Genomic DNA, 19,253 nt, shown 5'->3' with positions numbered 1-19,253 from the left:
CCCAACGGCGGTATCAACCCTATGCAGGCAATAATGGAAGAGAAGCAAGCTTTTGAAAACCGGGTGCTTGAGCGCCTGAACGCCGGTCGCTCGGTGAGAAGCTTTCTGATCGCCGCTGTTGAGCTATTGGCTGAAGCGGTCAATTTGCTGGTTTTGCAGGTGTTCCGCAAAGATGATTATGCTGTCAAATACGCGGTGGAACCGCTGTTACTGGGCAATGGTCCGCTGGGCGAACTGTCGGTGCGGCTAAAGCTGATTTACGGACTCGGCTTGATCAGCCGGCATGAATATGAAGATGGTGAACTGCTGCTGGCGCTGCGCGAGGAGCTGGACCACGACAGCGGCGATTATCGTTTTACCGACGATGAGATTCTCGGTCCGTTCGGTGAGTTGCACTGCGTGACGGCCTGGCCACCCGCGCCGGTATTTAATACCGAGGACGCGGAGCTGCGCAGCATGCAGCAGCAGCGCTACCTGCAGATGGTACGATCCACCATGGTGCTGTCGCTTACCGAACTGATTTCCCGCATCAGCCTGAAACAGGCGTTCAAAAAGTCCGCCGGTTAAATCCAGTCAGGGGCCGGTCCGGCTCCTGACATCGTCATAACCTAACCGGGAACATACGCCGGATTTGGTGTATCCTTTGCCTGTTTTCCTCAACGAGTTGTTGTCATGAAAGAGCAAGAAAAAAACGAAATCAAACGTCTCAGCGATCAGCTGGACGCCCTGAACCGCAAAGAGCCGCAGTTACTGGAATCGGGTGATGTCGAGAAACTGGGCGCGCTGCTGAAAGAGAAAGAGACGCTGGTCACCGAGATTGAGCGTCTGCGTAATCAGCGTGTCGAGAAGCTGAGCGCAGAAGCGCAGAAGCTGCAGAAGATGGGCTTCAGCCGCGAAATTACCAAAAAAGAGCAGGCAAATCTTGGCGTGCTGAAGAAAAGCGTGCGCGGCCTGGTGGTGGTGCATCCAATGACCGCGCTGGGACGTGAAATGGGTCTGAAAGTGATGACCGGCTTCGCCAGAACCGCCTTCTGATTAGACGATCAGGCTGCTGCCTGATCGATCCTGTGCTCGCCGGCGGCGGCATACACCTGCTCCGCCAGCGCATCCAGCAGTTCATAACGACGGCGGTATTCTGCCCGCTTCTTGCTGGTAATCTCCTCCAGCGTTTTACGCGGCAGACTCAGTGGCAGCATAAACATTCCGTCCTGTCGCGCTTCACCGTTCAGTGACAACCAGAACTCGCTGTAGCTGGCAAAGAACTTATCGCCTTTGCTGTGACGATAGCGCAGGCTTCGGAAAACGTGGGTCTCATCACCCACCGCCAGAATTTTTTCCACACCGCACTGTTGCGCAACAATAAATACCACTTCCATTAACAGACGTTTCGGAAATAGACCGTGGGCCGCTTTGGTCGCCTCGCGAATAACGTCATTGCTGATATGTTTCCGCGGTCCCTGTAATCCACCAATTAATAAGGTGCGTTTTTTATTCTCGTTAATAATCGAGAACGAAAGCGAAGCAATAATTTCACCGTTATAACGCAGCACCAGCGTCACCTCCCCTTCGCGGTCAAAATAACCTGAACTGCAGGAGAGCAAAAACGCCTCATCATGTTTACCGTTCAGCGAAGCCAGCAGATTATCACCGGCGCTTTGCAGTAGCTGACGTAACGCTGGATTCGGCAGATTATTCATCAGGGTATAGTGATCCAGTATCGCCTGCGCGCGCGCAGCGATGCTAATACCGGAACGCAGATAGGGCCGGTGCAGCCTGGCGGGCAATAACCCCTGCGTGCTCATCAGCAGCCCGAACTGTGGCAATTGCGACAGCTGATGTAAATAATGGGTGGTGGTCAGCGGCGACATTACACTTCTTAACGCAAATTTCAGCCGGAAACGTTTACTGAGCCACAGCTTGTCAGGGACATATTTCCCGCTGATTAACTGAAAGAATAGCGATGCAGGAGAATCGGTGGTGGTCTCGTGAGTAGTTATAATTGACATATTATCGACACGTAGTGAGCAGGAATGTCACTGAGGATAAAACAACCAATGTCAACGGCAGGTTAATGTGTCAGAAGGTTAAAACTAACCGTGGTCAAAAAGCAACGCTTGTTGATTTTTGGTTTAATTTTGGCCGACACGAATTAAAGATAAAAAAACCGGTGAAATAAATTCCACCGGTTTTTTGTTAACGCAGGATTAACTTACTGAGCAGCAGCAAAGCGGGCTGCAGCTTCATCCCAGTTAACCACGTTCCAGAACGCTTTGATGTAATCAGGACGTTTGTTCTGATACTTCAGGTAGTAAGCGTGCTCCCACACATCCAGGCCAAGGATCGGATAACCCGAAACGCCGGCGATCGCTTCGCCCATCAGCGGGTTGTCCTGGTTAGCGGTAGAGACTACCGCCAGCTTGTCGCCTTTTTTAACCAGCCACGCCCAGCCTGAACCGAAACGGGTCGCAGCAGCTTTCTCGAACTCTTCCTGGAATTTTTCTACGCTACCGAAATCTTTCTCGATAGCCGCTTTCAGGTCGCCCTGCAACGTGGTGCCGATTTTCAGGCCTTTCCAGAACAGGCTGTGGTTAGCGTGACCGCCTGCGTTATTGCGCAGTGGGCCTTTTTTGTCGGCTGGCAGCTGATCCAGTTTGGTGATCAGCTCATCGACCGGCAGATTGGCAAATTCAGTGCCTTCCAGCGCCGCGTTCGCGTTGTTGACATAAGTCTGGTGATGTTTGGTGTGATGGATTTCCATCGTCTGCTTGTCGAAATGCGGTTCCAGTGCGTCGTATGCGTAAGGCAGGGATGGCAGTGAATAACTCATGTTCTTCCTCTCCATTTAGTATTTGAGCAGCACGACGAATTCGGGACGTGCCGCGTAAGCAGTCGAATCATTATAGTTAAATTCATGTAGCGTAAAAGGGTAATCAATGCCCTATTAACCATAAGGATTTGAGGAATAGGGCAAAAGCAACCCGTTGTTTTTTACTGACCGCCGCCTCAGAAGCCCCTTTGGGGGCCGCCCGAATCGCCTGACTCCGGGGCGTGACCACTGCGACAGCGCCCCTTTTGCCCGTCTGGGCTCAGCGCCCCAGCTCGCGCAGCGCGCTGTCCAGCGCCCCGACCAGCCAGTCGATGTCGCTCTCCTGAAACGCCAGGGGCGGACGCAGTTTCAGCACATTCCCATACGGACCGGCCACCGATGTCAGCACCCGATGCTCACGCAGTTTCTCAATCAGGTCCAGCGCCAGCGTTTTGTCTGGCGTTTTGCTGTCACGATCGGTGACCAGTTCAAAGCCGATAAACAGCCCGGCCCCGCGCACATCACCGACGCAGTCGTAACGACCCATCAGGCTGCGCAGTTCAGTCAGCAGCTTCGCACCCACCACACGGCTGTGTTCCTGCAAGCCCTCTTCAGTGATCACTTTCAGCACCGCCTGCGCCGCCGCCATCGCCACCGGATTACCGCCAAAGGTATTGAAGTAAGGAATCGAGTCGCTGAAGGCGGCCAGCACCTCACTTTTTGCCAGCAGACCCGATACCGGAATGCCATTCCCCATCGGTTTACCGGTCGTGATGATATCCGGCACCACATCATGACGACCAAAGCCCCAGAACGCATCGCCGGTGCGGCCAAAGCCGGGTTGCACTTCATCGGCGATAAAGATACCGCCGTTGGCATGGACCACCTCCACTGCCCGCTTCAGGAAGCCGCGCGGGTCAGGCAATACGCCGTCAGAAGAGAAAATAGAATCCGCCAGAAAACCGGCGAATTTAATACCGTGTGCCGCCATGTCATCAATCTGCTGCTGAATCTGGCCGGCAAACCATTCGCCCAGATCGGGCGCATCAACCCGATAAGCATCAGGCGGCATCACCATACGGGTGGTCGGTGCCAGCGGCTGTCCGCTGCCCAGCGCCGGTGAGGCGCCGGAGGTCAGCTCACTGGTGCCGTGATACGCCTCTTTACTGACGATAATGCCGCTGCCGCCGCTAAAGGCGCGCGCCACCCGGATCGCCAGATCGTTGGCCTCAGAACCGGTACACATATACATAGCGCGATCGATCGCTGCAGGCGTGGTGGCCAGCAACGCTTCACTGTAATCGAGGATATTTTCATGCAGGTAGCGGGTATGAGTGTTCAGCATTTTCATCTGCTGCGTCACCGCCTCAATCACTGCCGGATGGCAATGACCAATGCTCGCCACGTTGTTATAAACGTCAAGATACTTGTCGCCCGCCGCATCCCATAGATACTGACCTTCACCGCGCACCAGATGCACCGGTTTGCGATAGAACAGGCGATAAGATTCGCCGAGCACTTTGCTGCGTTTTTCGGTCATCCTGCGCGTGTCGCTATCCAGCGCATCCGCATGTTCAGCACGAAAACTGTTGGTATCCATAATGGTGGAACGCGTGGCCATGGTAACTCCCGTTGCGAGGTGAAGGGGTTGAAGCTGATAACCCATCATGCCTGCCCGCGCTAAAAATGCAACCAAATACACAAACGCAACCAAATGCACATGACGACAATCGGGCACTGAGGTAAGCTTAGTCACTGATTCAGCCGACTTTCGCACTGCGCGCAATAAGGAATGACCATGCTGCAGGAAACGCGCCTTCAGCGCATCCGGGCGCTGCTGACCCACTTAAATCAGGTCAGTACCGAGCGCATCATCAGGGAACTGGGCGTATCACGGGAAACCGCGCGCCGCGACATTATTGAGCTGGAAGCGCTGGGGCTGGCGCGTCGTGTTCACGGCGGTCTGGTGGCCATTGAGTCGCCGCCTGAGCCGCCGCTGACGGTCCGCCGTGCGGTGCAGGCCAGGGAAAAACGCGCCATCGCCCGGGCAGCCGCACATTTATTACAGCCGGGTCAGACGCTGTTTCTGGATGCAGGCAGCACCACCACGCTGCTGGCTGAGGAGCTACGCGCTGTCGGGCCTGACCATCCTGACCAATAGCCTTCAGGCTGCCCTGGCGCTCAGCGCCGGAGAGGAGCATGACGTGCTGGGTAATGAGATTATTTTGCTGGGCGGGACATTATCAGCCGGCGCGCAGCAGACACGCGGCGAGATTACCGTCGGGGAGATCGTGCGTTATCGCGCCGACATTGCGCTGCTGTCGCCGGTCGGTATTGAGGCGAGCCGCGGTGCCACCAGTTTCCATCCGCACGAAGCGGCGATTGCCCGGGCGATGGTGCAGCAGTCCGCCGCGACTATCCTGCTGGCCGATCACAGTAAACTGGGTGTGGTAAGCCGCACGGTTTACGCCGCACCGCAGGCGATCGCCACGCTGATTACCGATGGCGGTGGTGAGGCGTCCGCTGCGCTGGCGGCACTGCAGCAGGCACTGCCGCAGGTGATAGTGGTTTAAATCAGCCGCTGTGGGTGGCTGTAAATGGTGGCGCGTCCCGGCTTGCTAAAGCCGACCAGCGTCAGATTGCAACGCTCAGCGACCTCCACCGCCAGCCGGGTTGCGGCCGAGACGGCAAACAGGATTTCGACGCCGCACATGGCGGATTTCTGCACCATTTCGTAGCTGGCGCGGCTCGATACCAGCACCGCGCCCTCGCCCCAGGATGACTGGCTGCGATAGCCCAGCAGCTTATCCAGCGCCACATGGCGACCTACATCCTCACAGCCGCCCGCCAGCTGCCCATCCGGCTGGATCCACGCAGCGGCATGGGTACAGCCGGTTTTCTGTCCAACCGGCTGGTAATCTTTCAGCTGCCCCAGCGCCCGATCCAGCTGCGCCAGCGCGAACGTCTGGGTAAACGGCAGTGGCGCCAGCGGCTTACCAATCTGATCCAGCTGTTCGACGCCACACACGCCACAGCCGGTACGGCCAGCCAGCGCACGACGCTGCGCTTTCAGCGCCATAAAGCGACGACTGGAAAGCTCAATCTGCACCTCGATACCGTGACAACCCGGCACGACATCCATGCCGAAAATATCCTCTGGCGCGTCGATAATGCCTTCCGACAGCGAAAATCCCAGCGCAAATGCCTCCAGATCTTTTGGCGTGGTCATCATCACGACGTGGGAGATGCCGTTATAAACCAGCGCCACCGGCACCTCTTCCGCCAGCCAGTCAGGCTGGGCCAGCCGAAGGTCTGCGCGCTGCCAAACCTGAGCCTCACTGAGGCCTGACTGAGTTGTTAAATTTTCGCCGGGGGTTTGCGGAATAGCTTTCAAGGAGTACGACCTGTTGTTAACAAATGAAGAAATGAGCTGACCGCACTGCCGCGTAAAAAGGCAGCGACAGCGACTAATTTTGCCCTTACGTCGGGTGTAGCGCAAATAAACCACAAGGCATTTGATGCGATCGCCGAACGCCGCATCGCCCCGGCCACGCCCGCTGGCGACAGGATGCGAATGATTATTCCTCACGATTTAACATCCGTGACCATCAAGGCACGATTATTTTTGCCCACTGCTAAAAATGACTTACACAGTAAATCCTTTGCTAAAAAAATTTAACAAAATGTAAAAGCGGGATCACTAATGCCTGACCGCTTGACCCTGGTCAACTTAGCAGGAGATAGGGCTGCTATTTTGCACTGCTTCGCAATGGAGCCAATAAAGAAGAACGAAATGCAAATTAACAGACGGAGCTTCTTCAGACTCTGCGCCGGCGGTTTAGCGGGCACCAGTGCAGCGTTGTTAGGTTTTTCCCCGGCCACCGCTTTAGCCAGCGTCAGGGAATATAAACTGATCCGCGCCAGAGAAACGCGCAATAACTGCACCTACTGCTCAGTGGGCTGCGGCATGCTGATCTACAGCCTGGGCGACGGTGCTAAAAATGCCAGCGCCTCGATTTACCACATTGAAGGCGATCCCGATCATCCGGTCAGCCGCGGTTCTCTCTGCCCTAAAGGTGCAGGTGTACTCGATTTTATCCACAGTGAGCAGCGGCTTAAATACCCGGAATACCGGGCTCCGGGCAGCGATAAATGGCAGCGTATCAGCTGGCAGCAGGCCTTTGAGCGCATTGCCCGGCTGATGAAGCAGGATCGCGACGCCCATTTCCAGACCACCAACGCCGCCGGTATCACGGTTAACCGCTGGCCGACCACCGCGATGTTATGTTCTTCGGCTGCCAGCAATGAGACCGGCCTGCTTGACCACAAATTTGCCCGCGCGCTCGGTATTGTGGCGCTGGAAAATCAGGCCCGGCTTTGTCACGGTCCGACCGTTGCAGCACTGACGCCCAGCTTTGGTCGCGGCGCAATGACCAATCACTGGAACGACATTAAAAACGCTAATGTGGTGCTGATCATGGGCGGCAATCCAGCCGAAGCGCACCCGGTCGGGTTTAAATGGGTCATCGACGCCAAAATCCACAATCAGGCGCAGGTGATTGTGGTCGATCCGCGCTTTAACCGTTCTGCCGCCGTGGCCGATTTCTACGCCCCTGTACGGGCCGGTAGCGACGTAGTGTTCCTGATGGGGGTGATCAACTACCTGCTGCAGCATGATCACATTCAGCATGAGTACGTGCGAGCCTTCACCAATGCCGCGCTGATTGTTGATGAGGGCTACAGCTTTAGCGACGGTTTGTTCAGTGGTTATGATGCCGCCACCCGTCAGTACGATCGCCAGAGCTGGCACTACGCGCTTGATGAAGCGGGTCATGCGCAACGCGATGACAGCTTCAGCCATCCGCGCTGCGTGCTGAACCTGCTAAAAGCCCACGCCAGCCGTTATACTCCGGAAATGGTGGCACGCCTGTGCGGTACGCCGCAGGAGAGTTTTCTCACGGTCTGCCAGCAGCTTGCTGCCACCAGTGTGCCCGATCGCACCACTACCATTCTCTATGCGCTGGGCTGGACCCATCACACCAACGGCTCACAGATTATTCGCACTGCCGCCATGATCCAGCTGCTGCTCGGCAATATTGGTATGCCCGGTGGCGGTATCAATGCGCTGCGCGGCCACTCCAACGTACAGGGCTTTACCGATCTTGGTCTGCTGTCGCAAAGCCTGCCAGGCTACCTGCCGCTGCCGTCAGAAAAAATGACCACCCTGGCGAGCTATCTGCAGAAAGCCACGCCGGCGGCCCCCCTGCCGGGCCAGGTCAACTACTGGCAGAACAGCGATAAATTTTTTGTCAGCCTGATGAAGAGCTTCTATGGCGATAACGCCACGGCAGAAAATCAGTGGGGCTACGACTGGCTGCCTAAGTGGGACAAAAGCTACGACTGCATGGCGCAGGCTGAGATGATGGAACAGGGCGAGCTGAACGGCTGCCTGATTCAGGGCTTTAACCTGCTGGCCGCCTTCCCGGATAAAAATAAAGCGGTCCGGGCGCTCTCCCGCCTGAAATATATGGTGGTGATCGATCCGCTCAGCACCGAAACCGCCAGTTTCTGGCAGCACCATGATGAATTTAACGACGTCGATCCGGCCAAAATCCAGACCGAGGTGTTTCGCCTGCCCTCATCCTGTTTCGCAGAAGAAGCGGGATCGGTGGCGAACTCGTCGCGCTGGCTGCAGTGGCACTGGGCCGCCGCCGAGCCGCCGGCTGAAGCGCTGCACGATGGCAAAATCCTCGGCAATCTGTTTTTGCGTCTGCGCGACCTTTATCGCCAGGAAGGCGGGACCGCACCTGAACCGCTGATGGCGATGCGCTGGGATTATCAGGATCCCGCAAATCCCTCGCCGGAAGAGGTGGCACAGGAGAGTAATGGCCGCGCGCTGGCTGATATCTATGATGACAGCGGCACGCTGCTGCTAAAGAAAGGCCAGCAGCTCAACGGCTTTTCGGAACTGCGCAATGACGGTACCACCGCCAGCGCCTGCTGGATCTACGCGGGCAGCTGGACGCCGCAGGGCAATCAGATGGCGCGACGCGATAACGCCGATCCTGCCGGGCTGGGCGCGGTATCCGGCTGGGCCTGGGCCTGGCCCGCTAACCGGCGCATTCTTTACAACCGCGCCTCTGCCGATAGCCAGGGCAAAGCCTGGGACCCTCAACGCCGCCTGATTGAGTGGGATGGCGCACGCTGGCAGGGCATCGATGTGCCCGATTATCCGCTGACGCTGGCGCCGCAGCAGCAGGCTGGCCCCTTTATCATGCAGCCCGACGGCCTGGGTCATCTGTTCGCACTCGATAAACTGGCTGATGGCCCGTTCCCGGAACACTACGAGCCGATGGAAAGCCCGCTGAGTGACAACCCACTGCATCCGCAGCAGCGCCACAGCCCGGTTGTCCGGCTGTTCCGCAACGATGCTGCCAGTCTGGGCGAGGCCGCGGATTACCCCTGCGTAGCGACCACCTACTCGATCACCGAGCTGTTCCGTCACTGGACCAAACATGCCTTGCTGAACGCCATTGCTCAGCCGGAGCAGTTTGTCGAGATTGGCGCTGAGCTGGCCGAAGAGCAAGGGATACGTGCCGGTGACCGCGTTAAGGTCTCTTCACGTCGCGGCTACATCAAAGCCAAAGCGGTGGTGACGCGCCGACTGCCGCGTCTGATGATTGACGGTAAGCCGGTCGATACCGTAGGCATTCCCTGTCACTGGGGCTTTGAAGGCACAGCGCGCAAAGGCTTTCTCGCCAATACGCTGACCCCTTCGGTTGGCGATGCCAACTCACAGACCCCGGAATACAAGGGATTTTTAGTGAAAGTGGAAAAAGCGTAACGGTGGATGACAATGGCTTACCCGTCACAAGATATTATTCGTCGCTCAGCGACCAATGGATTTACCCCGCCGCCGCAGGCGCGCGATCATCAGCGCCAGGTCGCAAAATTAATCGACGTCACCACCTGCATCGGCTGCAAAGGCTGCCAGGTCGCCTGCTCCGAATGGAACGACATTCGCGATGAGGTCGGACATAACGTTGGGATCTATGACAATCCCACCGATTTAAGCGCCAAATCCTGGACGGTGATGCGCTTCTCGGAAGTGGAAGAGAACGGCAACCTGGCGTGGCTGATCCGCAAAGATGGCTGCATGCACTGCGCCGATCCCGGCTGCCTCAAAGCCTGTCCTTCGGCGGGCGCGATCATTCAGTACGCCAACGGCATTGTCGATTTCCAGTCAGAACAGTGTATCGGCTGCGGCTACTGCATCGCGGGTTGCCCGTTCAACGTGCCACGACTGAACAAAGAGGATAACCGCGCCTACAAATGCACCCTGTGTGTCGATCGCGTCAGCGTCGGCCAGGAACCAGCCTGTGTAAAAACCTGCCCGACCGGCGCCATTCATTTCGGCAGTAAAAGCGACATGCTGACGCTGGCCGCCGAGCGGGTTGCTGAACTGAAAGCACGCGGGTATGCCCGGGCTGGCGTCTACAACCCGGCAGGCGTGGGCGGAACGCATGTGATGTATGTGCTGCATGACGCCAGTCAGCCGCAGCGCTATCACGGGTTACCCGCCGATCCGCATATCAGCCCGACCGTCACCTTCTGGAAAGGCATCTGGAAACCGCTGGCCGCGGTCGGCTTTGCCGCCACCTTCGCCGCCTCGCTATTCCACTATGTCGGCGTGGGCCCGAATCGGGTCGCAGAGCATCACGATGACGACGACGAGCGTCCGGAGGAGCGCAAATGATGAAACATTCCGATTGCCTTGTGCGTTACCGCCCTGTGGAACGCATTAATCACTGGATTGTCGCCTTATGCTTTGTCATGGCGGCGCTGAGCGGGTTAGGTTTTTTCTTTCCCTCCTTTAACTGGCTGATGCTGATATTCGGCACGCCACAGCTGGCGCGTATTCTGCATCCGTTTGTGGGTGTGGTGATGTTTGCCGCCTTTATGCTGATGTTTTTACGCTACTGGCGGCATAATCTGATCGGTGCTGATGACCTTTACTGGGCGAAAAATATCCATCGTATTGCCCTGAATGAAGAGGTCGGTGATACCGGTAAATATAACTTTGGTCAGAAGTGTGTGTTCTGGGCTGCTATCATCAGCTTAGTATTGCTGCTTGTCAGCGGCATTGTGATCTGGCGACCTTACTTCGCGGGCGCGTTCACTATTCCGCTGATCAGACTGGCGTTAGTGGTGCATTCGGTGTCGGCTGCCGCACTGATCGTCGTCATCATGGTGCATGTCTATGCCGCGCTGTGGGTCAAAGGCACGCTGACAGCGATGATTGAGGGCTGGGTCAGTTCAGACTGGGCCAGACAGCACCATCCACGCTGGTATCGTGAGCAGCGTAATCAGCCTACAAAACAGGAAAAACGCCCCTGATGAGCATTCGCATTATCCCGCAAGATCAGCTGGAGAAGAGCGAAAAAAAGACGGCGGAGATGATTCCGCCGTTACTTTTTCCACGGCTGAAAAACCTGTATAGCCGCCGTGCTGCGCGACTGCGTGATCTGGCGGCTAAAAATCCTCTGGGCGACTACCTGCGTTTTGCGGCGGTGATTGCCGAAGCGCAGGAAATAGTGCTGTATGATCATCCGCTGCATACGGATCTACGGGCGCGGCTGGCAGAGAGCGCCCGCGAGGGCAAGCCGCCGCTGGATATTCACACGCTGCCACGTGACACGCACTGGCACCGGTTACTGCACTCGCTGATTGCTGAACTCAAGCCTGAGATGAGTGGCCAGGCGCTGGCGGTGCTGGAGAATCTGGAGAAAGCCTCCGCCACGGAACTGGAAACGCTGGCCAGCGCGCTGTTTGCCGGCGAGTATGCTCAGGTGAGTAGCGACAAAGCGCCGTTTATCTGGGCCGCGCTGGCGCTGTACTGGGCGCAGATGGCCGCGATGATCCCTGGCAAAGCGCGTGCTGAGATGGGCGATCAGCGTCAGTTTTGTCCGGTGTGCGCCAGTATGCCGGTCGCCAGTGTGGTTCACATGGGCAGTCACGATGGCGCGCGCTACCTGCATTGCAATCTGTGTGAGAGTGAGTGGTACGTGGTGCGCAGCAAATGCACCCAGTGTGAACAGACCCGCGATCTGCACTACTGGTCGCTCGACAGTGAACATGCGGCGGTGAAAGCGGAGAGTTGTGGCGACTGCGGCACCTATCTGAAGATGCTCTATCAGGAAAAAAATCCGGCTATCGAACCGGTCGCCGACGATCTGGCATCGCTGGTGCTGGATGCCCGGATGGAGCAGGAAGGTTTTGCCCGCAGCAGCCTTAACCCTTTTATGTTTCCTGGCGAATCGTAGCTAACCTGGAGGAACCCGATGAAACTGATTGGCAGCTATACCAGCCCGTTTGTGCGTAAGATTTCGATCATTATGCTGGAAAAAGGCATTATCTTTGAGTTCGTTAACGCATCGCCTTACAGCGATGACAGTCACGTTCCGCACTACAATCCGCTGGGAAAAGTTCCGGCGCTGGTGGCTGACGATCAACAAATCTGGTTCGATTCCAGCATCATCGCGGAGTTTCTCGAACTACGCGGCGATGCGCCCGCCCTGCTGCCTGCCGATCCCCATCAGTCACTGCAGATCCGTCAGCTGGAGAAGCTGGCAGATGGCATCAGCGACGCCGCGCTGGTGATTGTGCGTGAGCAGATGCGGCCTGGCGATCAGCAGTCGGAAGAGGTGTTGCTGCGTAACCGCGAGAAGATCCAGCGCAGTCTCGATATGCTGGAGAAAAACGCCGCAAAGGGAAAATGGCTCAATAACGGTCAGCTCAATCTGGCTGATATCGCCACCGGCTGCATGATTGGCTACCTCAATTTCCGTCGGGTCGTGCCGAACTGGTGCGTGGAACGACCTGCGCTGGTAAAACTGGCTGAGACGCTGTTCCAGCGCGAGAGCTTCGCCCGGACAACGCCGCCTGCGGCGTGACGGGTCACGGTGCTCGCGTTCACGTTCTCTGCCTGCCTGCCGCGAAGCCAATAAAAAAAAGGGACGATAGCTCGTCCCTTTTCCATACTGCACTGAAAGGTTTACTGCAGCAGCGAGATATCCGCCACCTGCAGGAACAGTTCACGCAGTTTCGCCAGCAGCGTCAGGCGATTAACCCGCACCGCCGGATCATCCGCGTTGACCATCACCTTATCGAAGAAGTTATCTACGGCTTCACGCAGCTGCGCCAGTTCAATCAGCGCATCCTGATAACGGCCTTCGGCGAAATAAGGCTGCAGCTTGCTGCTCAGCGCGGTGACGAAGGTCGCCAGCTGAATCTCTTCATTCTCTTTCAGCAGCGACGCCTGCACGCTGTCGTTCAGCGTTTCGGTCGATTTTGCCAGAATGTTAGAGACGCGCTTGTTGGCGGCGGCCAGCGCAGCGGCGGCATCCAGCGTACGGAAATGCGACACCGCTTTCATGCGGGCATCGAAGTCTGCCGGACGGGTCGGACGACGCGCCAGTACCGCCTGCAGCGTATCAATGCTGTGACCTTCTTCCTGATACCAGGCGCGGAAGCGACCCAGCATAAAGTCGATCACATCATCCACCACGCGGGCATTGCTCAGCTTGCTGCCATACAGACGTACCGCTTCTTCGGTCAGGGTTTGCAGATCGAGCGGCAGATTTTTCTCGACGATAATACGCAACACGCCCAGCGCCGCACGACGCAATGCGAACGGATCTTTGTCGCCTTTTGGATGCTGGCCAATACCAAAAATGCCAGCCAGCGTGTCCATTTTATCCGCGATCGCCAGCGCACAGGCGACCGGACTGGAAGGCAGCGCGTCACCGGCAAAGCGCGGCTGGTACTGCTCATTCAGCGCCACCGCCACATCTTCCGCTTCGCCATCGTGACGCGCATAGTGCATCCCCATCACGCCCTGGGTGTCGGTGAATTCGAAGACCATGTTGGTCATCAGGTCACACTTCGACAGCAGGCCGGCGCGGGTGGCGTGATTCACATCGGCACCAATTTCACCGGCAATCCAGCCCGCCAGCGCCTGAATGCGATCGGTTTTATCGCGCAGCGTGCCCAGCTCTTTCTGGAACAGCACCGTTTCCAGGCGTGGCAGATGATCTTCCAGACGCTTTTTGCGATCGGTATTAAAGAAGAACTCCGCATCGGCCAGACGCGGACGCACCACTTTCTCGTTACCCCAGATAATCTGGCGCGGATCGCTGGATTCGATATTGGTGACAAAAATGAAGTTCGGCAGCAGGTTGCCATCATTGTCATACACCGGGAAATATTTCTGATCGCCTTTCATGGTGTAGACCAGCGCTTCAGCGGGCACTTTGAGGAATTTCTCTTCAAAGGTGGCGGTCAGCACCACTGGCCACTCCACCAGCGACGTGACCTCTTCCAGCAGGCTGTCGCTGAGATCGGCATTACCGCCCAGACGGCGCGCGGCCGCTTCAGCATCGGCCTTGATCATCGCTTTACGGGTCTGGTAGTCAGCAATCACTTTACCGCGTTTCTCCAGCACATCCGGATACTGATCGGCGTTATCAAGGGTGATGTCCTGTTCGCCCATGAAGCGGTGACCACGAATAGTCCGCGCCGAGTCGATGCCCAGAATGGTGGCCGGGATCAGCTCTTCGCCAAGCAGCAGGGTCACGGTGTGAACCGGACGGACGAACTGCACGTCGCTGTCGCCCCAGCGCATCAGTTTTGGCACCGGCAGCTTGCTCAGCGCGGTAGCGATCATCGCGGGCAGCAGGGTTTGTGCCGCTTCGCCCTTAACCTGAGCGCGATAAACCAGCCATTCGCCTTTGTCGGTGCTCAGACGTTCAGCCTGATCAACGGTGATACCGTTACCGCGTGCCCAGCCTTCTGCAGCTTTGGTGGCGTTACCGTCGGCGTCAAACGCCGCGCTGACCGCCGGACCGCGTTTTTCAACTTCCCGATCGGGCTGGGAGGCGCTGAGGTTAGCGACTTTCAGCGCCAGACGGCGCGGGGCGGCAAACCAGGTCACCTCACCGTGGTTCAGGTTGGCGGCATCAAGTTCCGCAGTAACCTGTGCAGCGAAGGCTTCAGCCAGGCTGCGCAGGGCTTTTGGTGGCAGCTCTTCGGTGCCGATCTCCACCAGGAAAGTTTTGTCAGTCATGGCTGCCTCTTACTTTTTGTTATTGCACATCGGGAAGCCCAGTGCCTCGCGAGAGGCGTAGTAAGCTTCAGCCACGGCTTTCGTCAGGGTGCGGATACGCAGAATATAGCGCTGGCGCTCAGTGACCGAGATCGCTTTGCGTGCATCCAGCAGGTTAAAGCTGTGTGCGGCTTTCAGAATGCGTTCGTAAGCGGGCAGCGGCAGCGGTTTTTCCAGCGCCAGCAGATGCTGCGCCTCTTTCTCATACTGCTCAAAGCAGGTAAAGAGGAAATCGACGTCGGCGTATTCGAAGTTATAGGTGGATTGCTCCACTTCGTTCTGATGGAACACGTCGCCGTAGGTGGTTTTACCCAGCGGACCGTCGCTCCACACCAGATCGTAGACGCTGTCCACGCCCTGGATATACATCGCCAGACGCTCCAGGCCATAGGTGATCTCACCGGTCACCGGCTTGCACTCCAGGCCACCGACCTGCTGGAAGTAAGTGAACTGCGTCACTTCCATGCCGTTGAGCCACACTTCCCAGCCCAGTCCCCAGGCACCCAGCGTCGGGTTCTCCCAGTTATCTTCCACAAAGCGAATGTCATGCACCGTCGGATCCATACCCAGCTCTTTCAGCGACCCGAGATACAGCTCCTGAATGTTGTCCGGTGACGGCTTAATGATCACCTGGAACTGGTAATAGTGCTGTAAGCGGTTCGGGTTTTCACCGTAGCGACCATCGGTCGGACGGCGTGACGGCTGCACGTAAGCGGCGGCGATCGGCTCCGGGCCGAGTGCGCGCAGGCAGGTCATCGGGTGTGAAGTGCCAGCGCCTACTTCCATGTCCAGCGGTTGAACGATGGTGCAGCCCTGACGTGCCCAGTAATCCTGCAAGGTCAGGATCAGGCCCTGAAAGGTCTTGGTATCAAACTTTTGCATGTTGAATTTGCACGCGATTGGCTAGATGAAAAAAGAGTTCGCCAGTATACCCTTTGACCGCGCGATGTGCAGCCGGAAATCCTGTGCGGTTGTGCCGCGGTTTCGTCCTGATTGCCCATGATAGCCATACAGAGGTCTCTGAATCCTGCGGGCAAAGGTTGTTGCCAACGCCGCGCCTGGCTACCCTTCTCCGCACGGACGCTATACGCATGAGGACGCCATGCCGCAGAAGATTTACTGGATCGATAATTTACGTGCGGTCGCCTGCCTGATGGTGATCGTGATCCACACTACCACCTGGTATATCACCGGACCGATGGCGGTGACCGGTGCCAGCTGGGATGTTGCCAACCTGCTGAACTCCGCCTCACGGGTCTGTGTACCGCTGTTTTTTATGATCTCCGGCTACCTGTTTTTTGGTGAGCGCAGCGCGCAGCCGCGGCACATGATACGGCTGGTGCTCTGTCTGTTGTTCTACAGCGCCGTGTCGCTGGCCTATATCACCTGGCTGACGCCGATCAGTGAAGGGCGCTCGATTCTGAAAATGCTGCAAAAGCCGGTGTTTTATCACCTGTGGTTCTTTTTTGCGCTGATCGGCATCTATCTGATGTCGCCGCTGATTCAGGTGAAAACTGTGCAGGCGCGTTATGTGGCGCTGCTGGTGCTGGTGCTGGCGGTGCTGGCTAATCCCAATACCGTCAGCCAGTCGCTGGGGCCGTTTCACTTTCTGCCGGTCAACCTCTATGTCAGCGGGGACAGCATCTATTACCTGCTGTATGCACTGTTAGGACGGGCGATCGGCACCATGGAGACGACAAGACGTGGGCTGACGCCTGTCGCCACAGGCCTATTTATCGCCTGCGTCATAGGCATTGCGCTGGGCACAAAGCAGGCGTTACGGGTCAACGGGGCGTTTAACGACACCTGGTATCTCTACTGCGGGCCCCTGGTGTTTATCGCGGCGATCAGTCTGCTGATGGTGTTTAAAAATGCGTTTAACCAGCGCGCGCTGCCGGGTTTAGCGCTGATTGCGCGCTATTCACTGCCGATCTACGGTTTTCACGCGCTGTTTATCCACTATCTGCGTACCCACCATTACGACGATATGTCACGTCCGTGGCTCGATCTGCCGTGGGTATTTGGCGTCACGCTGGGCGGCAGCCTGCTGCTGGCGATGGTGCTTAAACGGGTCGATAAACGTCACTTTGTCAGCTGACGGGCTGCGCGCGGTGCTGCCCCGGGCCCGGCTGAAGCCTGTTACACCAGGTCCCAGCCGCGGGCGCGCCACAGCGCGGGCAGCTCCGCCATGTTGTCGAATCGCGTCACCAGCGGATGATCCAGTTGCGGGTTATGCGCATCGGCGCAGTAGTAGAACACCGGAATACCGGCGGCTATGCCGGCACGCGCGCCCGCTTCAGAGTCATCCACCAGAATGCAGCGCTCAATCGCGACCTGCATCTGCTCGGCAGCGTGGTACATCAGTTCCGGATCGGGCTTCCAGTGCAGAATGTCATAACCGCTGTAGAGACGGTCAGCAAAGCGCGGCAGCATGCCGGTTAAGCCCAGCGAGTGCTGCATCTTCTTCACCGTTCCGTTCGACACCACGCACATCGGTACTTTGATCTGCTCAACCAGCGCTTTCGCGCCGTCAATCGGCTTGAGATACTGGTCAAACAACTGCGCCACCTCGGCACGGTAGGCGGTTTCCACCTCTTCCATCGGTAACAACGTCTGATGTGCTTCACCGACGTCGCGGATGATGTCGTACAGTTTGACGCCTTTATACTGCTCAAACATCTGCTGCAGCGACAGGTCGATGCCATAGCGGGCAAAGGTATTGACGTAGGCCTGGGTACAGAGCAGTTCGCTGTCCACCAGCGTGCCATCGCAATCGAAAAAGACACATTCTACTGACATCAGACTCTATCCTTTGATTTTATGGGCGTCCCTCACTCTACCGTACTGAGCGAAGATTGCGAGAGTGGCAATCGGTTGCGAAAAATCATTGTATTGGTCTGGTAAAATCGCCAGGATACGCGCCGATGATTTTTTCTTCTGGATGGATGGCATGAGCAAACAAGGCCTTTTGCAGCGCATCTTCAAATTGCAGGAACATGGCACTACGGTGCGCACTGAAGTGATCGCAGGGATAACCACCTTTCTCACCATGGTTTACATCGTCTTTGTGAATCCGCAGATCCTCGGCGTGGCCGGTATGGACACCCAGGCGGTGTTTGTGACCACCTGCCTGATCGCCGCCTTTGGCAGTATTCTGATGGGCCTGTTTGCCAATCTGCCGGTGGCGCTGGCGCCGGCGATGGGGCTGAATGCCTTTTTCGCCTTTGTGGTGGTGGGCGCCATGGGCTATTCCTGGCAGGTCGGGATGGGTGCGATTTTCTGGGGCGCTGTGGGTCTGCTGATCCTGACGCTGCTGCGGGTGCGCTACTGGATGATTGCCAACATCCCGCTGAGCCTGCGCGTCGGCATCACCGCCGGGATCGGTCTGTTTATCGCCATGATGGGGCTGAAAAATGCCGGCATTATTGTGCCCAATCCCGATACGCTGGTGGCGGTGGGTAACCTGACCTCGCACAGCGTGCTGCTGGGCGCGCTGGGTTTCTTTATCATCGCTATTCTGGCGTCGCGTAATATCCATGCCGCCGTGCTGATCTCCATGGTGGTCACCACCGCCATTGGCTGGATGCTGGGCGACGTGAAGTTTGTTGGCCTCTTTTCCGCGCCGCCTGCCATCAGTTCGGTGGTGGGCCAGGTCGACATCAAAGGCGCATTCAACATCGGCATGGCGGGCGTCATTTTCTCCTTTATGCTGGTCAATCTGTTCGACTCATCGGGCACGCTGATCGGCGTGACCGATAAAGCCGGGCTGACCGATGAAACCGGCACCTTCCCGCGTATGCAGCAGGCGCTCTATGTTGACAGCATCAGCTCGGTCAGTGGCGCGCTGGCGGGAACCTCTTCGGTCACCGCCTACATTGAAAGCACCTCGGGCGTCGCGATTGGTGGCCGGACCGGTTTGATGGCGGTGGTCACCGGCGTGCTGTTTTTGCTGGTGATGTTCCTGTCACCGCTGGCGGCGATGGTACCAGGCTACGCCGCCGCCGGGGCGCTGATTTATGTCGGCGTATTGATGACCGCCAGCCTGTCGCGCGTGCGCTGGGATGATTTGACCGAATCGGTGCCCGCCTTTGTGACCGCCGCGATGATGCCGTTCAGCTTCTCGATTACCGAAGGGATTGCGCTGGGCTTTATCGCTTACTGCGTGATGAAGCTCGGCACCGGCCGCTGGCGTGAAATCAGCCCCTGTGTGGTGATTGTCGCGCTGATGTTTGTGCTGAAGATTGTGTTTATCGACGCACACTAAACGCCGCGATAAACCACATC

Annotated in this window: 16 protein-coding genes and 1 pseudogene; 10 read left to right on the top strand and 7 right to left on the bottom strand. The window is 57.2% G+C overall.

Going from position 1 to position 19,253, the window contains the following annotated elements; translation table 11 throughout:
- Nucleotides 1-21: 21 nt before the first annotated feature.
- Together mtlR and HA41_RS05190 are read left to right on the top strand one after the other, a co-directional pair.
- Complete coding sequence (gene mtlR / locus HA41_RS05195) at nucleotides 22-567, top strand: mannitol operon repressor MtlR (RefSeq protein WP_208612744.1); 546 nt, start codon at nucleotides 22-24, stop codon at nucleotides 565-567.
- 105 nt (nucleotides 568-672) lie between these two features.
- Nucleotides 673-1,035 carry a YibL family ribosome-associated protein gene (locus tag HA41_RS05190; protein WP_094119874.1) on the top strand — a complete coding sequence of 121 codons (363 nt, stop codon included), beginning with the start codon at nucleotides 673-675 and terminating at the stop codon, nucleotides 1,033-1,035.
- 8 nt (nucleotides 1,036-1,043) lie between these two features.
- On the opposite strand, the gene HA41_RS05185 is transcribed toward HA41_RS05190, so the two are convergent.
- From HA41_RS05185 to HA41_RS05175, 3 genes are all read right to left on the bottom strand, one after another.
- Nucleotides 1,044-2,006 (bottom strand): VirK/YbjX family protein, encoded by a 963-nt coding sequence (locus HA41_RS05185; RefSeq protein ID WP_094119873.1) that lies wholly within the window; start codon nucleotides 2,004-2,006, stop codon nucleotides 1,044-1,046.
- Between the two features lie 203 nt (nucleotides 2,007-2,209).
- Nucleotides 2,210-2,827, bottom strand: a complete 618-nt coding sequence (sodA, locus tag HA41_RS05180) for a superoxide dismutase [Mn] (RefSeq protein WP_031375573.1) — start codon at nucleotides 2,825-2,827, stop codon at nucleotides 2,210-2,212.
- A gap of 259 nt (nucleotides 2,828-3,086) precedes the next feature.
- Nucleotides 3,087-4,427 (bottom strand): aspartate aminotransferase family protein, encoded by a 1,341-nt coding sequence (locus HA41_RS05175; RefSeq protein ID WP_094119872.1) that lies wholly within the window; start codon nucleotides 4,425-4,427, stop codon nucleotides 3,087-3,089.
- A 177-nt stretch (nucleotides 4,428-4,604) separates the two neighbouring features.
- Between HA41_RS05175 and HA41_RS05170 the strand changes: the two are divergent.
- Nucleotides 4,605-5,379 (top strand): annotated as a pseudogene (locus HA41_RS05170) (DeoR/GlpR family DNA-binding transcription regulator).
- On the opposite strand, the gene fdhD reads toward HA41_RS05170, so the two are convergent.
- Nucleotides 5,376-6,200 (bottom strand): formate dehydrogenase accessory sulfurtransferase FdhD, encoded by an 825-nt coding sequence (gene fdhD, locus HA41_RS05165; RefSeq protein WP_094119871.1) that lies wholly within the window; start codon nucleotides 6,198-6,200, stop codon nucleotides 5,376-5,378. The pseudogene HA41_RS05170 and the gene fdhD overlap by 4 nt on opposite strands.
- Before the next feature lie 399 nt (nucleotides 6,201-6,599).
- Here fdhD and fdnG point away from each other — a divergent pair, with 399 nt between their 5' ends.
- Genes fdnG through HA41_RS05140 form a run of 5 tightly spaced genes read left to right on the top strand, consistent with a single transcriptional unit; the run spans nucleotide 6,600 to nucleotide 12,759 of the window.
- Nucleotides 6,600-9,650, top strand: coding sequence for a formate dehydrogenase-N subunit alpha (gene fdnG / locus HA41_RS05160; protein ID WP_094119870.1), 3,051 nt, complete (start codon nucleotides 6,600-6,602; stop codon nucleotides 9,648-9,650).
- 12 nt (nucleotides 9,651-9,662) lie between these two features.
- Nucleotides 9,663-10,562, top strand: a complete 900-nt coding sequence (gene fdxH / locus HA41_RS05155) for a formate dehydrogenase subunit beta (protein ID WP_094119869.1) — start codon at nucleotides 9,663-9,665, stop codon at nucleotides 10,560-10,562.
- Complete coding sequence (gene fdoI / locus HA41_RS05150) at nucleotides 10,562-11,203, top strand: formate dehydrogenase cytochrome b556 subunit (RefSeq protein ID WP_094119887.1); 642 nt, start codon at nucleotides 10,562-10,564, stop codon at nucleotides 11,201-11,203. The genes fdxH and fdoI overlap by 1 nt, the downstream gene beginning before the upstream one ends.
- The gene (gene fdhE / locus HA41_RS05145; protein ID WP_094119868.1) at nucleotides 11,203-12,129 is read left to right on the top strand and encodes a formate dehydrogenase accessory protein FdhE; all 927 of its coding nucleotides are present in this window, start codon (nucleotides 11,203-11,205) and stop codon (nucleotides 12,127-12,129) included. The genes fdoI and fdhE overlap by 1 nt, the downstream gene beginning before the upstream one ends.
- Before the next feature lie 18 nt (nucleotides 12,130-12,147).
- On the top strand, nucleotides 12,148-12,759 hold the full coding sequence (locus tag HA41_RS05140) for a glutathione S-transferase (RefSeq protein ID WP_094119867.1): 612 nt from the start codon (nucleotides 12,148-12,150) through the stop codon (nucleotides 12,757-12,759).
- Between the two features lie 101 nt (nucleotides 12,760-12,860).
- On the opposite strand, the gene glyS is transcribed toward HA41_RS05140, so the two are convergent.
- Nucleotides 12,861-14,930, bottom strand: coding sequence for a glycine--tRNA ligase subunit beta (gene glyS / locus HA41_RS05135; protein WP_094119866.1), 2,070 nt, complete (start codon nucleotides 14,928-14,930; stop codon nucleotides 12,861-12,863).
- A 9-nt stretch (nucleotides 14,931-14,939) separates the two neighbouring features.
- Nucleotides 14,940-15,851: a glycine--tRNA ligase subunit alpha gene (gene glyQ, locus HA41_RS05130; protein ID WP_031375581.1), complete on the bottom strand. Its 912-nt coding sequence runs from the start codon at nucleotides 15,849-15,851 to the stop codon at nucleotides 14,940-14,942.
- Nucleotides 15,852-16,071: 220 nt separating this feature from the next.
- Here glyQ and HA41_RS05125 point away from each other — a divergent pair, with 220 nt between their 5' ends.
- Nucleotides 16,072-17,067 carry an acyltransferase gene (locus HA41_RS05125; RefSeq protein WP_094119865.1) on the top strand — a complete coding sequence of 332 codons (996 nt, stop codon included), beginning with the start codon at nucleotides 16,072-16,074 and terminating at the stop codon, nucleotides 17,065-17,067.
- Nucleotides 17,068-17,108: 41 nt separating this feature from the next.
- Here HA41_RS05125 and yieH read toward each other — a convergent pair whose 3' ends face one another.
- Nucleotides 17,109-17,768, bottom strand: a complete 660-nt coding sequence (gene yieH, locus HA41_RS05120) for a 6-phosphogluconate phosphatase (protein WP_094119864.1) — start codon at nucleotides 17,766-17,768, stop codon at nucleotides 17,109-17,111.
- Nucleotides 17,769-17,919: 151 nt separating this feature from the next.
- On the opposite strand from yieH, the gene HA41_RS05115 reads away from it, so the two are divergent.
- Complete coding sequence (locus HA41_RS05115; RefSeq protein ID WP_094119886.1) at nucleotides 17,920-19,233, top strand: NCS2 family permease; 1,314 nt, start codon at nucleotides 17,920-17,922, stop codon at nucleotides 19,231-19,233.
- Nucleotides 19,234-19,253 lie beyond the last annotated feature (20 nt).

It is taken from the genome of Pantoea conspicua (genome assembly GCF_002095315.1).
In the GTDB taxonomy this organism is placed as follows: domain Bacteria; phylum Pseudomonadota; class Gammaproteobacteria; order Enterobacterales; family Enterobacteriaceae; genus Pantoea; species Pantoea conspicua.
This window is presented reverse-complemented; position numbering and strand designations above follow the sequence as displayed.